Genomic DNA, 13,427 nt, shown 5'->3' with positions numbered 1-13,427 from the left:
GTGCTGCTCTGTCGACTTGTCCCCAGGTTCACATCTCTGCCTGTGGATAACTCTGTGGACAGTGGACGGAGCGCTACGGGCGCCCGTCGAGGCAGCGCGTCAGCCAGTCCGAGGCCGCCGTGAAATCGCCGTCCGAGGTACCGGGCCGGGCCCCCTGGACGTCACCCTGAGCGACACCGGCGCGCGGGTACGAGCCGAGGAAGCGGATCTGGGGGCAGGTGCGCTTGAGGCCCATGAGCGCCTCTCCCACACGGCGGTCGGAGATGTGCCCCTCGGCGTCCACGGCGAAGCAGTAGTTGCCGATCCCCTCGCCCGTCGGCCGGGACTGGATCAGCATCAGGTTCACGCCGCGGACCGCGAACTCCTGGAGGAGCTCCAGCAGCGCACCGGGGCGGTCGTCGCCGAGCCACAGCACCACGGAGGTCTTGTCGGCGCCGGTGGGCGCGGCCGGCCGGGCGGGACGGCCGACGAGCACGAAGCGCGTCTCCGCGTTCTGCGCGTCGTGGATCTCGGTGACCAGCGGCACCAGCCCGTAGGTGGTCGCCGCGAACTCGCCCGCGAAGGCGGCGTCGAAGCGGCCCTCCTGGACGAGGCGCGCACCGTCGGCGTTGGAGGCGGCCGACTCCCACACCGCGTCGGGCAGGTTCGCCCGCAGCCAGTTGCGCACCTGCGGCTGCGCGACCGGGTGCCCGGTGACGGTCTTGACGTCCGACAGGCTCGTCCCGGGCCGGACCAGCAGCGCGAACGCGATCGGGAGCAGCACCTCCCGGTAGATCATCAGCGGCACGCCGGAGGCCAGCTCGTCCAGGGTCGAGGTGACCCCGCCCTCCACCGAGTTCTCGATCGGGACCAGCGCCGCGGCGGCCTCGCCGTTGCGTACGGCGTCCAGGGCGGCGGGGACCGAGACCATCGGGACGAGCTCCCGGGTCGCGGCTTCGGGCAGTGTGCGAAGGGCGGCTTCGGTGAAAGTGCCCTCGGGACCGAGATAGGTGAAGCGGGTGGCCGACATGCGATCAGCCTAATGCCGGGGCCCGGACGTCACCTGAGCTGTTCATCCCTCGAGCAGCCGCTGCCCCACGTACTCCCCGGCGCGTGCGCCGGGGGGCACCGCGTACAGGCCGCTGGACTCGTGCCGGATGAACTCCGACAGCGCGTCGCCGCGGTCGAGCTTGCGCTGGACGGGGACGAAGCCGCGCGCCGGATCGGCCTGCCAGCAGATGAAGAGCAGCCCCGCGTCGGGGGTCCCGTCGGGGGCGATCCCGTCGTGGAAGGAGAAGGGACGCCGGAGCATGGCCGCACCGCCGTTCTGGGCGGGCGCGGAGATCCGGGCGTGGGCGTTGGCGGGGATGACCGCCTTGCCGTCGGCGCCGATCTTGGTGAGGTCCATGGCGGTGGTCTCGCCGCCGCCGGTCAGCGGGGCGCCGGTGGCCTTCGTACGGCCGATGACCTGTTCCTGCTGGGCGAGCGACCGCTGGTCCCAGGAGTCGAGGAGCATGCGGATGCGGCGTACGACCGCGTACGAGCCCCCGGCCATCCAGGCGTGCTCGGCCGGCCCGGTGCCCTGCACGAAGATCCGCTTGTCGAAGTCGGCCTCGGAGGGCTTCGGGTTGTTGGTGCCGTCGACCTGGCCCATGAGGTTGCGGGCGGTCATGGGCGTCGCGGTGGCGCCGGGAGACCGGTTGAAGCCGTTCATCTGCCAGCGGAGGCGGGCCGCCTGTCCGGCGTCCTGCTGCAGGGCGCGCAGCGCGTGGAAGGCGACCAGCGCGTCGTCGGCGCCGATCTGGACCCACAGGTCGCCGTTGCTGCGCTGGGCGTCGAGCCGGTCGGAGGAGAAGTCCGGCAGGGGGTCGAGGGCGGCGGGACGGCGGGCCGTCAGGCCCGTGCGCTCGAAGAAGGAATGTCCGAAGCCGAAGGTGACGGTGAGCGAGGAGGGGCCGGAGTCGAGGGCGATCCCGCTGTCGGCGGTCGGCGCGCTCTCGCCCGCCGACAGCCGCCGGGCGGTGTCGGACCAGCGGCGCATCAGGGCGGCGGCCTCGGTCCGGCCGGCACCGGGTGCCAGGTCGAAGGCGAGGACATGGCCCTTGGCCTGGAGGGGCGTGGTGATACCGGCCTGGTGCTCCCCCTCGAAGGCGACCCGCGTGGAGCCGATGGACGCCAGGGTGCCCGGGGCGCCGCCGGAACCCGCCGTCTGGGAGCCGGACACCGCGGAGTGCACGAGGGCCCCGCCCGTTGCGCCGAGGGCGAGCCCGACGGCGCCCGCCGCGCCGACGGTGCCCAGCAGACGGCGCCGGGAGATCTCGACGTCGGGGGTGCCCTGAGTGCCCTGGGTGCTCTCGGTGGTCTCGCTGCTGTTCTGGGTCACGCTTGTCAGCCGATCTTGACGTTCTTCTGGACGGTCGTCTGGTCGATGTCGGAGGTGCGGACGGTCACGTCGATCTGCCAGTCGCCGGGCAGCGGCAGCTGGACGCCCGAAGCGCTCCAGTGCCCGGGAGCGGCGCGCTCGGGCGCGACCGGCAGCGGGCCGATGTCCTTGGCCGGGAGGGTGAAGGACACCTTGACCTCGGGGAGGTCGAGCGGCTTGCCGTCGGGGCTCTCGGCCCATACGTGGAGGGTGTTCGCGCCGACGCGGCCCGGGTCCAGCTGGAGCCGGACGGAGCCCTTGCCGTTCTGGCCGCCGGTGTCGAAGGGCAGCGTGATCTTGACCGCGCGGTCGGGAACGGCGCCGGCGTCGGTTCCGCGGCTGGTTTCCAGCTCCGCCGCGCGGCCGGGCTCCGTACTGGTGAGGATCGTGGTGACGGCCAGCAGGACCACGGCGACACCCGCTTCGGCGAGCACGGACCGGCGCAGGCCCGCGCGGTCCGGGTCGGCGTCGCGCGCCCGCTTCTCCCGCGCGCCGCGCCGGGCGGCGCTCTGGCGGGCGAGCTGGGCGGCGCGCCGGGGGTCCGCGGGGGCCGCCCCGGCCGATGTTTCACGTGAAACATCGCTCGGCTCGGCGGCCACGGCCTTCACGGCCACGGCCTTCGCTTCCTCGTCCCCGGTTTCCTCGTCCCGCGCTTCCTCGTCCTTCGTGTCCCCGTTCCCGGCCGCCTCGTCGGCTGCCTTGCCGGCCCGGGCCGTTGCGACGAGCCGCGAGGTCCACTTCCGGGAGACGTAGGCGACGGCGACCAGGACGAGGACGAGGCCGATCTTCGCGAGCAGCAGCCGGCCGTAGTCGGTCCCCGTGAGGGCCGACCAGCTGCCGACCTGGCGCCAGGACTGGTAGGCGCCGGTGGCGGTCAGTACGAGAACGCTGGTGAAGGCGACGGCGGAGAACCGCCGGACGGCCTCGCGCTCGATCCCGGGGACCTTGTGGAGGGCCACGAGCAGGGCGGTGAGTCCGCCGAGCCAGGTGGCGACGGCCAGCAGGTGCAGGATGTCGACGGGCATGGCGAGGGCGGGCTGGATGCCGGTGGAGGCGTGCTCGGACAGCGCCCATGTGGCGGCGATGCCGGCGGCGACGACGGTCCCGCCGATACCCAGGCCGAAGACGAGGTCGCTCTCGGCCTTGGCGTCCTCGCCCTCGCTGCTCCGGCCCGTGGAGTCGGCGGATTCCCCGCCGGCCTCGGCGGCCCCGCCCCTCTGGTGGCGCCGCGCGTAGGCGCCGAAGAGGACGGTGATGAAGAGCGCGGCGGCGCCCAGTAGGAGCAGCCGCGAGACGAGCGAGGCGCCGGACTTGGTCTCCAGTACGGCCTTCAGCCCGGCGAGGTCGAAGGCGTCGGCGAAGTTCCCGGACCCGGTGTACGGGTTGCGGAGCATCAGCATCGCGAGGGTGGCCACGGTGAGCGTGACCCAGGCCCGTACGACCAGCTTCTGCATCGGCCGCTCGGCGGCGCCCCGGCGCCAGCACAGGAGGATGAAGGCGGCCGCGCCGACGAGCACGGCGAACCCGGCGTAGGCGGCGTAGCGCGCGACTCCGTAGGCGATGGCGACGGGACCGTCGCCCGCGGCCCGCGAGGGCAGCGAGACGGAGGTCGTGGAGGGGGCTCCGATGGAGAAGGTGAAGGCGCCGGCGATCGGGTGGCTGTCGGCGGATATGGCCTGCCAGGCGACCGTGTAGGTGCCGTCCGGCTGGCCCGGGCGCAGGGCGGTGCCGTAGCGGATGGTGTTCCCGCTGCAGAGGTCGCGCAGTTCACCGGTGTCGACGCGCCTGCCCTGCGGGTCCAGCACGCGGATGGAGTCGCCGTTCATGGCGACCCCCTCCGAGAACGAGAGGGTGACCTGGGCGGGCGCCGTGGCGACCACCGCCCCGTCCTTGGGGTCGCTCGCGGTGAGTGCGGCGTGCGCCGAGGCCGGGGTGGCCGCGGTGAAGAAGACTGCCAGCAGGGCTGCGAGGACCAGCGTGAGCCGCGGCAGGAGTGCCGTGGCACGCACGCGGGCCGTGGATGGGGTCGGGGTGGTGGCCGTCATGGCGTGTCAGTCCCTCGGTCCGTCAGTGGTCGGTGCCATCGGTGGGTGTCGAAGTCCGTGCCTTGTACGTCCGCTCCTTGACGTCCAGCTCGACCTTGACCGGGTCGGACTTCTCGAAGCGCAGCTCGACGGTGACCTTGTCGCCGACCTTGGGGGTGTTCTTGAGACCCATGAACATGACGTGGTTGCCGCCGCGTTCGAGCTTGAGCTCACCGTTCGCGGGCACGTCCATGGACTGCACCTGCTGCATCTTCTGATTCTTGGTCTCGTGGATCTGCAGATCGTCGGAGAGCGTGCTCGTGACCGCGGTCAGCCTGTCGGCCGTCTTGGAGTCGTTCTTGATGACCATGAACGCGCCGGCCATCTCCTCGTTGACGGGCTCGGGCATGTATCCGCCGCTGACGGACAGCTTCGGCTTGTCGCCGGAACCGGAACCGGCCCCCGTCGGGGAGTCCTTGCCGTCCGAGGAGCAGCCGGATATGGCGAGCGCGGCCGTCAGGGAGAGGGCGGCGGCGAGGGTGCGGGTGGTGCGGGCGTTCACGGGTTCTCTCCCTTGACGATCTTCGGCAGGTCCTTGGTGTAGTCATCGACGGTGGCGCTCTCCCCGTAGAGGAGGTACCCCTCGTCCGTCTTGGGCGAGAACGCGATGACCTGCGCGCCGTGCATGGAGACGACGCCGCCGTCGGCCTCCTTCTTGGCGGCCTCGATACCGATGCCGAGGGTGCGCGCGGCGGCCTGGATGGTGGCGAAGTCCCCGGTCAGCCCGGTGAATGCCGGGTCCTGGGCCTTGAGCCACGCGCCGAGGGATTCGGGAGTGTCCCGTTCGGGGTCGGTGGTGACGAAGACGACCTGGAGCTTGTCCTGGTCGGCCTTGGGAAGTGCCTTCTTGGCGACGGCGATGTTGCTCATCGTCAGGGGGCACACGTCGGGGCATTTCGTGTAGCCGAAGTAGATGAGCGTCGGCTTGCCCTTGGTCTGCTCGCGCAGGTTCCACGGCTTGCCGGTGGTGTCCGTGAGGACGAGGTCCGGCTTGTCGAAGGGCCGCTCGAGCACGGTCGCGGAGCCGTCCTTCGCCTGGCCTCCGCTGATCTGGGTGACCTGGCCGGACTTGGCAGGCTGGTCACCGCAGGCGGTGAGGGTGAGGGCGGCCGCCGCCACGAAGGCGGCGACCGTCACACGTGTGGTGCGCATGGGAATGTCCCTGGGATCGGGGTTGGTACGGGTGGATCCGCGGGCCGGGCGGCCGCTACGGCCGGCCGGAAGCGCGGGACCGGCGGATCAGGAGGTGCGGCGGCGCGAGGCGACGCCGAAGGCCACGCCACCGAGGCCGACGACGATGCCGGCGACGCCGAGGGCCCGCGCGGTCGTGTCGGAGCTGCTCTTGGCGGCCTCGGAGTGGCTGTCCTCGTGGCCGGCGCCGGCGGTCTTCGCGCCGTCCGCCTTGGCGTCGTCGTGGTGGTCGCCCGCCGCGGGGGCGGCGACCAGCTTCAGGACGGGCGCGGGGTTCTGCGGTTCCGCGGCGCCGTCCTTGGCCTCTTCGATCCAGCGGACGACCTCGCCGTTGTCGTACGTCTGGATCGCCTTGAAGACCATCTTGTCGACGCTGTCGGGCAGCTTGCCGACGGACAGCGGGAACTGCTGGAACTTGCCGGGCTCGATCTTGCCGCCCGACCAGGTCACCTTGGTGACGGCCTCGTTGATCTGCTTGCCGTGCACGGTGAGCGGCTTGTCGAGCTTGCTCTTCTCCACGTTCACGGTCCAGCCGGGAACGTCCTGCGGCATGACCGAGGACAGCGGCTGGTCGACGGGGAAGTTGACCTCGAGCTGAGTGGTCGAGGCCGCGTCGCGCTCGTTGGGGACCTTGAAGTTGATCGTCGCGTAGCCGCCCTTGGTGGCCTCGCCGGGCTGTACGCCGACGTGGGCGAAGGCGGTGCCGGAGAGGACGAGGACGGAACCGGCGGCGAGGGCGGCGGCGAAGGAGACGCGAGAGGTCTTCATGGCGATCATGGCGGAAACACTCCACGGAAGCTGTGGTGACGGTGGCCCCGCGTGCGGCGCGCGCGGAGTTCCGCGGCACCGGTGTTCCCGTCGTGTGTCCCGGGGAGGAGGTGCCGCGTCAGGCTGCGAGGGCGAGCGCCGAGGGCGGCCCGCGCCTGATCACCGTGTGCTGGAGCGAGTCCCGGCCGGTGGAGGCGGCCGGTCCGGCGGCGGCCCGCGCCGTCCGGCGGGTACGGGCCGGCGTGCCCGGGAGCCCGGCGCCGAGGGCCCGTACGTAGGCCAGCGCGGCACGCAGCGGGCGCACCGGGCCGGCTTCGGCGGAGAGCCTGGACAGTTCGAGGAGGCGGAACAGCGCGGCGTCGCCGCGCCCGAGCAGCCAGCCGGCGGCGAGCGCCGCCAGCAGGTGGCCGAGCAGCATGGCCGGGCTGAACAGCCCGACCAGCCCCGTGGCCGGTTCGATGAGGCCCTGGCCCGTGTGGGCGTGCGCGAGGGTGCCCTGCGCCTCGGCCTGCGCGGCCAGGGCGGCGGGGTCCAGGCCGGCGCTCTCCAGGATCCGGCGGGCTTCCGCCGGCGCGATGGGCACGGAGTTGCCCCCGCACACCAGTTGGGCCGCGAGCTCCGCGAGCGAGGTGTCCGAGGTGCCGGCGCCGCCCGCCGGGGCCGCGGCGCCGTGCTGGCCGAGGCCGAACACCGTGTGGAGCGTGAGCTGTCCGACCGCCAGCCCGGCGGCGATGCCGGGGAGCGAGCGGCGGCGGCCCGCGAGCGGGGCCGCGACCGCGAAGACGGCGAGGAAGCCCGCGCAGAGCGACCACCAGGGGACCGTCGCGCAGGAGGCCAGTGCGTGCCCGGCCGCGGACAGCACGACACAGACCGCGGTGAACACCGCGGCCCGGATCAGCCTGAGGCCGGGTCCGGCCTGCGTCGCGTGGGGGGCAGTCATGGCCGGGTCATCATCGCACTGGGCTTAGGCGCCTCATACGGCAGGTGCGCAGGATAGTTTGCGTTCCCGCGCCCGGACACCGCGGCCGGAGCCCCGGCTTCCCCTCGGGTGTCGGTCGCGCCGGCGTCCGTACGGCCCCGCCCACCGTCGCCCATACCGCCGCATACACCGCTGCCCGGGAGCGCCGCATCGGCCGAACGAGGGCTCTGTCGGGCCCCGGGGGCTTACTCGGCACCCAGGGTGGCAATAGGTAACGGTATGAGCATCTGGTGGTCTCTCCACTTGAGGCGCGAAGCAGCGAGTGTGCCCTTCGCCAGGCGGCTGCTCCTGGGGACGATGGAGACCGCGGGGGTGGACCCGGACATCTCCTTCGACCTGTCGGTGGCGCTGAGCGAGGCCTGCGCGAACGCTGTGGAGCACGGTGGCCGCGAAGCCGCCGCGCGTGCGGGCGCCCCGGACGAGACCGGGGCGTACCACGTCACGGCCTATCTGGACGGGGACCGCTGCCGCATCGAGGTGAGCGATTCGGGTCCCGGTTTCCCGCCCGCGACGGTGGACCGCCGCAGACCCTCCCTGGCCGAGCACGGCCGGGGCATGCACCTGATCGCGGAACTCGCCGACCACGTCCGCTTCCGCAACCGGCCGGGCCGGGGAGCCGTGGTGAGCTTCGACAAGATGCTGAAGTGGCGTGACGACTCGCTGCTGAAGGTGTCGTAGACGTGCCGATGGGCGGGACCCGTACGGGTCCCGCCCATCGGCACGTGAGCGATCAGCGGACGGGTCAGCCCTTGAGCCGGGCCATCCACGCCTCGACGTCGTCGGAGGTGCGGGGCAGACCGGCAGACATGTTCCGGTTGCCGTCCTCGGTGACGAGGATGTCGTCCTCGATCCGGACGCCGATGCCGCGGTACTCCTCGGGCACGGTCAGGTCGTCGGCCTGGAAGTACAGACCGGGCTCGACCGTCAGGCACATGCCCGGCTCCAGCGTGCCGTCCACGTACGCCTCGGTGCGCGCGGCGGCGCAGTCGTGGACGTCCATGCCGAGCATGTGGCCGGTGCCGTGCAGGGTCCAGCGGCGCTGCAGGCCGAGCTCCAGGACGCGCTCGACCGGGCCCTCCAGCAGGCCCCACTCGACGAGCTTCTCGGCGAGCACGTGCTGCGAGGCGTCGTGGAAGTCGCGGAACTTCGCCCCCGGCTTGACGGCGGCGATGCCGGCTTCCTGGGACGCGTACACCGCGTCGTAGATCTTGCGCTGGATGTCGGTGTACGTGCCGTTGATCGGCAGCGTGCGCGTGACGTCGGCGGTGTAGAGGGAGTGCGTCTCCACGCCGGCGTCGAGCAGCAGCAGGTCGCCGGAGCGGACGTCGCCGTCGTTGCGGACCCAGTGCAGGGTGCAGGCGTGCGGGCCGGCGGCGCAGATGGAGCCGTAGCCGACGTCGTTGCCCTCGACGCGGGCGCGCAGGAAGAACGTGCCCTCGATGTAGCGCTCGGAGGTGGCCTCGGCCTTGTCGAGCACCTTCACGACGTCCTCGAAGCCGCGGACGGTGGAGTCGACGGCCTTCTGCAGCTCGCCGATCTCGAACGCGTCCTTCACGGCGCGGGCCTCGGAGAGGTAGACGCGCAGTTCCTCGTCGCGCTCCTTGGTGACCTTGTCGGTCAGGGCGGCCTCGATGACGGAGTCGTGGCCGCGGACGGCGCGGACCGGACCCTCGGCCTCGGCCAGCTCCTCGGAGAGCTTGCGGACGTCCTTGGCGGGGATGCCCAGGAGCTGCTCGGCCTCGGTGAGGGAGTGGCGGCGGCCGACCCACAGCTCGCCACTGCCGGAGAGCCAGAACTCGCCGTTCTCGCGGTCTGAGCGGGGCAGCAGGTAGACGGTGGCGGTGTGGCCGCTCACGCCCGCGGGCTCCAGGACCAGGACGCCGTTCTCGGTCTGGTCGCCGGTGAGGTACGCGTACTCGGTGGACGCGCGGAAGGGGTACTCGGTGTCGTTCGAGCGGGTCTTCAGCCGGCCGGCGGGGACGACGAGGCGCTCGCCGGGGAAGCGCTCGGACAGCGCGGAGCGGCGGGCGGCGGTGTGCGCGGCCTGGGCGATCGGCTCCAGTCCGTGCAGCTCGGTGTCGGCCCAGCCGGTGCGCATGCTCTCCGCGAGCTCCTCGCTGACGCCCGGGTACAGCCCGTTCTTGCGCTGCTTGTGCTTCTTCTTGGGCTGCTCTTCTTCCGGGGTCTCCGGGGTGAGCTCGTCAGCCACGTCTTCTCCTCAGTACGACGGACACGGACCGGGTATGGACCTCATCCATCGTATGTGTGAGCGGACGGCGCCCGGCGGGCCGTGTGACAAATCAGCCAAACCGGGTCACTCGACCCAGCCCCTCCGCCCTGTCCGGCCGCCTCACTCGAACCGGGCCGCGAGCAGCACGATGTCCTCGTCGGCGCCGCCCTGCGGTCCGGCGGCGGCCGTGTCGCCCTCGGGCAGCACGGTCCGCAGGATGTGGTCGCAGATGGCGGCCGGGTCCTCGCGGGCGCTACGGGGAATGCCCGCGGCCGCGGCGTGCAGCCGTGCGTAGGCCCGGTCCATGGGGTCGCCGGTACGCCGGAGCAGCCCGTCCGTGTACAGCAGCACCGTTTCTCCGGGCGCGGGCTCGATCTCCACGCTCGGCGCCTCCCAGCAGGACAGCATGCCCAGCGGCGCGGAGAGCGTGGTCTCCACGTACTCGGTGCGGCGCTCGCCGATCAGCAGCGGCGGCGTGTGACCCGCGCCGGCCAGGATGAGCTTCCTCCCCCGGCCGCCCGAGCCGGGGCTCCCGGCGGGCTCGCAGTACGCGAAGAGCGCGGTCGCCGAGCGCGCGGGCTCGGTCAGGCGCAGCAGCAGCTCCAGGTCGGACAGGACGGCGACGGGGTCCTCGCCCTCCATGACGGCGTACGCGCGCAGAGAGGCCCGCAGCCGGCCCATCGCGGCGACGGCGCTCGGGCCGGAGCCGGTGACCGAGCCGACGGCCAGCCCGAGGGCGCCCTCCGGCAGCGGCAGTGCGTCGTACCAGTCGCCGCCGCCGCGCGGACCGGTGTGGTGCCGGGCGGCGAGCTGGACCCCGGAGATCCGGGGGAGCCGGCTGGGCAGCAGTTCCTCGGCGACGGTGGCCAGGTCGCAGCGGGAGCGTTCCACCTCCACCATGCGGGCCAGGTGCTCGGCGGCGTGCCGGACGTACAGCCCTACCAGGTCGCGCTGGCGGTCGCTGGGTTCCGCCTGTTCGTCGTAGAGCCAGACGGCCGCGCCGAGCCGTCCGGTGGCCTCGGCGGTCAGCGGCAGCGCGTAGCTGGCGGCGAAGCCGAGGCGGGCGGCGACCTCGCGGTGGCGGGGGTCGACGGGGGCGGCGTATCCCCCGGAACCGGGGGCCGTGCCGGGTTCGGGGAGCACGTCGGAGCCGCCGTGGGCGTCGGGAAGTCCGTCGAGGATGCGGCCGTAGGAGGTGGCGCTGCGCGGCACCGTCTCGATGTGGCCGAGGTCGGCGTGGCCGAGGCCGAGGCCGATCGTGGTGGTGGGGCCGAGGCCGTCGGAGGGCTCCAGGACGATCAGTCCCCGCCGGGCGCCGACGAGGGCAGCTCCGGCGCGCAGGAACTCCTGGAGGGAAGAGGCGAGGTCAGTGGCGCGGGCGAGCCGCTCGGTGAGTTCGTGGAGGGTGGTGAGGTCGGAGACCATGCCCGCCAGGCGGTCCTGGATGACCGAGCTCGCGGCGGGGGCCGGCGCCGGAGCGTGGGCCGTGCGCGCGGGCGTGGACGTGGGAGTGGACGGGGACGTGGGCGCCGGTGCGGGCGCCACAGTGTGCGGGGATGCTGTGACTGCTGGATCGATTCCAGCCACTTTCGGCAAATGCGGGGCGCTCATGGCGTCCGCCTTTCCAGCTGGTGCGATTCGCCATATAGCATCGCAAACCCCCAGATCATGCTGCGCCGCCATCAATGAATCCACATCTACACGCACACAAGGAGCGATGTCCAGCATTGCCCAGGTGGGAATCCTGGTGTCCGTGGGACGGCAACTCACTGTTCGGTCGAGGCTAGAACTTGGCCGGAAAATGCGGGAAGCGGACGGTTTTTGCGGTCGACTGGGCGGGTCCGCCAGCCGGTCCGGGTACGTAATCGGTGGCAACCGGGGACAGTTGGCGCACTCCGGCACCCGCCGGGAACCGTCCGGCGCGTCCCGTCGTCCCCATCGACGACGGCCGTTCCCACCCCGGCCAGGGGTCGCGACCCGGGTCGCGTTCCGCCCCGCCGGACGTTCCATGGACCCGTAAGAAAACTGCACGAAGCGTGTGAACCTGCTTCAGGTGGACAGTGGCGCGAAACGTGTACGTGTGGTGAAACACCGCTTACGTGGTGTGATGTGGCCCTCGGCGTTCAACGGAAAGGAACGAGCGCTCATGCGCGAGATCCTCGGAAGGCGTCTCCAGCGGCTCCGCAATCGCTTGCGATCCCTGCGCCCCGCCCCGCCGCAGGGCGACGAGCCCGCCCTGCTCGACGCGGCGCTCACCTGCGCCGCCACATGGCGGTGGCCCGTACTGCCGGGCGTCGGGCGCTCCGGCGCCGACAGCTCCCGGTGCGCCTGCCCCGACCCCGACTGCGTCGTACCCGGCGCGCATCCCTTCGACCCCGGGCTCCTCGCGGCCACCACCGACCCCCGGATGGTGGCCTGGTGGTGGGCCAACCGGGCATCCGCCCCGGTCCTGCTGGCCACCGGCGGGACCGCGCCCTGCGCCGTGAGCCTGCCCGCAGCCGCGGCCGCGCGTGCCCTCGTACGACTGGACGCGCAGGGCATGCGGCTCGGGCCGGTGGTCGCCACGCCCACGCGGTGGTCGCTGCTGGTGGCGCCGTACTCGCTGGAGCGGCTCGGCGAACTCCTGTACGCCAAGGACCACGTGCCCTCCTCGCTGCGCTTCCACGGTGACGGCGGCTACCTGCTGCTGCCGCCCTCGGCCGCGATCGGCGGCGGCCAAGTGCGGTGGGAGCGCGAGCCGGCGGCGGCCGGGGAGGTCTGGCTGCCGGAGGTGGAGGCGGTCGTGGACGCGCTGGTCGAGGCGAGCACAGGGGCGCCGGGCGGCGGCAGCAGGCTCGCGTACTGACCTTCGGGTACGGGCCTTCGGGTACCGGCCTTGGTGGACGGCCCTTCGTGGACGGCCCTTCGTGGACGGGCCTTCGGCGCTGACGGATCACTCGTACGGGTGCCAGCGGGACGAGTTTCCAGGGGAATTGGGCGCGGGGATCTCCGCGCCCCATTCCCGCGTCGCTATGTTCGGCGAATGAATCTCCGCCTGATCGGTATCGGTGCCGGTGTGCTGATCATCTTGTCGCTCCCGCTGGCGGGAGCGATCGCCGGGCCGGATTTCGCCGGTCAGAGTGACGGAAAGGGCGGCGGGCTGCTCTCCACGTTCGGCCTCGGCCGCTCTTCTCCCGGCTCTTCCGGCTCTTCGGGCTCTCCCGGTTCTTCCGACTCCGGTGAATCCGGCGATTCCGAGGCGAGTTCCGCTTCCGGCCGGTCGCGTACGCCGGCGTCCGCCGGGCCGCCGGCCGGCCCGGGTCCGTCCGAGCAGCCCCGTACGGACGCGCACTGCGGGCCCGAAGTGTCCTCCCCCCAGGGGGTGGAGGCGCAGACGTGCGTGCTGACCGGCGAGGGGCGGACGTGGGGGCGCAGCTACTACCGCAACACCAGCGGCCATCCGCTCGACGCGGTGCTCACGGTGATGGGGCCGGCGGGGCGGACGGTGCAGATCCGCTGCGCGGTCGGCGCGGGAGACGAGCCGGGTCTGTGCGAGACGCCGAGGGATCCGTCGGCGGGTACTCCGGACGGCTACTCGGCCGTGGCGGAATTTGCAGTTCCGGATTCTGAAGGGACGCTGCTTCTGCGGTCCGGGAGCAACTCACCGGCACCGGGCGACGGTTGAACACGCCGGAAAATCAAGGGCCCGGTCGCTGGCGACGGGGGATGCACCAGCGACCGGGCTACAAGAACGGTAACAAGAGATCGCCTGTTCGCAAATTCGATCTCTGATAT

At 72.3% G+C, this 13,427-nt stretch carries 12 protein-coding genes; 3 read left to right on the top strand and 9 right to left on the bottom strand.

Features of this window, described 5'->3' with window-relative positions:
• Window positions 1-73: 73 nt before the first annotated feature.
• From pheA to J7F03_RS29660, 7 genes are all read right to left on the bottom strand, one after another.
• Window positions 74-1,009, bottom strand: a complete 936-nt coding sequence (gene pheA, locus J7F03_RS29690) for a prephenate dehydratase (protein ID WP_214954867.1) — start codon at window positions 1,007-1,009, stop codon at window positions 74-76.
• Between the two features lie 42 nt (window positions 1,010-1,051).
• Window positions 1,052-2,296 (bottom strand): iron uptake transporter deferrochelatase/peroxidase subunit, encoded by a 1,245-nt coding sequence (gene efeB, locus J7F03_RS29685; RefSeq protein WP_308380014.1) that lies wholly within the window; start codon window positions 2,294-2,296, stop codon window positions 1,052-1,054.
• Between the two features lie 71 nt (window positions 2,297-2,367).
• Window positions 2,368-4,446: a copper resistance protein CopC gene (locus J7F03_RS29680; protein WP_214954865.1), complete on the bottom strand. Its 2,079-nt coding sequence runs from the start codon at window positions 4,444-4,446 to the stop codon at window positions 2,368-2,370.
• A gap of 22 nt (window positions 4,447-4,468) precedes the next feature.
• Complete coding sequence (locus J7F03_RS29675) at window positions 4,469-4,987, bottom strand: copper chaperone PCu(A)C (RefSeq protein WP_214954863.1); 519 nt, start codon at window positions 4,985-4,987, stop codon at window positions 4,469-4,471.
• Entirely contained in the window at window positions 4,984-5,637 is a 654-nt protein-coding gene (locus J7F03_RS29670) for an SCO family protein (protein WP_214954861.1), read from the bottom strand. Before J7F03_RS29670 ends, J7F03_RS29675 begins: the two co-directional genes overlap by 4 nt.
• Window positions 5,638-5,724: 87 nt before the next feature.
• Window positions 5,725-6,444, bottom strand: a complete 720-nt coding sequence (locus J7F03_RS29665; RefSeq protein WP_214954935.1) for a YcnI family protein — start codon at window positions 6,442-6,444, stop codon at window positions 5,725-5,727.
• A 118-nt stretch (window positions 6,445-6,562) separates the two neighbouring features.
• Window positions 6,563-7,384, bottom strand: coding sequence for a hypothetical protein (locus J7F03_RS29660; protein WP_214954859.1), 822 nt, complete (start codon window positions 7,382-7,384; stop codon window positions 6,563-6,565).
• Between the two features lie 258 nt (window positions 7,385-7,642).
• Here J7F03_RS29660 and J7F03_RS29655 point away from each other — a divergent pair, with 258 nt between their 5' ends.
• Window positions 7,643-8,101 (top strand): ATP-binding protein, encoded by a 459-nt coding sequence (locus J7F03_RS29655; RefSeq protein ID WP_214954857.1) that lies wholly within the window; start codon window positions 7,643-7,645, stop codon window positions 8,099-8,101.
• Between the two features lie 64 nt (window positions 8,102-8,165).
• Here J7F03_RS29655 and J7F03_RS29650 read toward each other — a convergent pair whose 3' ends face one another.
• Window positions 8,166-9,632: an aminopeptidase P family protein gene (locus J7F03_RS29650; protein WP_214954855.1), complete on the bottom strand. Its 1,467-nt coding sequence runs from the start codon at window positions 9,630-9,632 to the stop codon at window positions 8,166-8,168.
• A 141-nt stretch (window positions 9,633-9,773) separates the two neighbouring features.
• Complete coding sequence (locus J7F03_RS29645) at window positions 9,774-11,381, bottom strand: PP2C family protein-serine/threonine phosphatase (RefSeq protein ID WP_214954854.1); 1,608 nt, start codon at window positions 11,379-11,381, stop codon at window positions 9,774-9,776.
• Window positions 11,382-11,799: 418 nt separating this feature from the next.
• Here J7F03_RS29645 and J7F03_RS29640 point away from each other — a divergent pair, with 418 nt between their 5' ends.
• Window positions 11,800-12,498 (top strand): bifunctional DNA primase/polymerase, encoded by a 699-nt coding sequence (locus tag J7F03_RS29640; protein ID WP_214954852.1) that lies wholly within the window; start codon window positions 11,800-11,802, stop codon window positions 12,496-12,498.
• Between the two features lie 177 nt (window positions 12,499-12,675).
• Window positions 12,676-13,317 carry a hypothetical protein gene (locus J7F03_RS29635; RefSeq protein ID WP_214954850.1) on the top strand — a complete coding sequence of 214 codons (642 nt, stop codon included), beginning with the start codon at window positions 12,676-12,678 and terminating at the stop codon, window positions 13,315-13,317.
• Window positions 13,318-13,427 lie beyond the last annotated feature (110 nt).

This window comes from Streptomyces sp. ISL-43 (assembly GCF_018614195.1).
Classification (GTDB): domain Bacteria; phylum Actinomycetota; class Actinomycetes; order Streptomycetales; family Streptomycetaceae; genus Streptomyces.
Note: the sequence above shows the minus strand (reverse complement) of the source record. Positions and strands in the feature narration are given on the sequence as shown.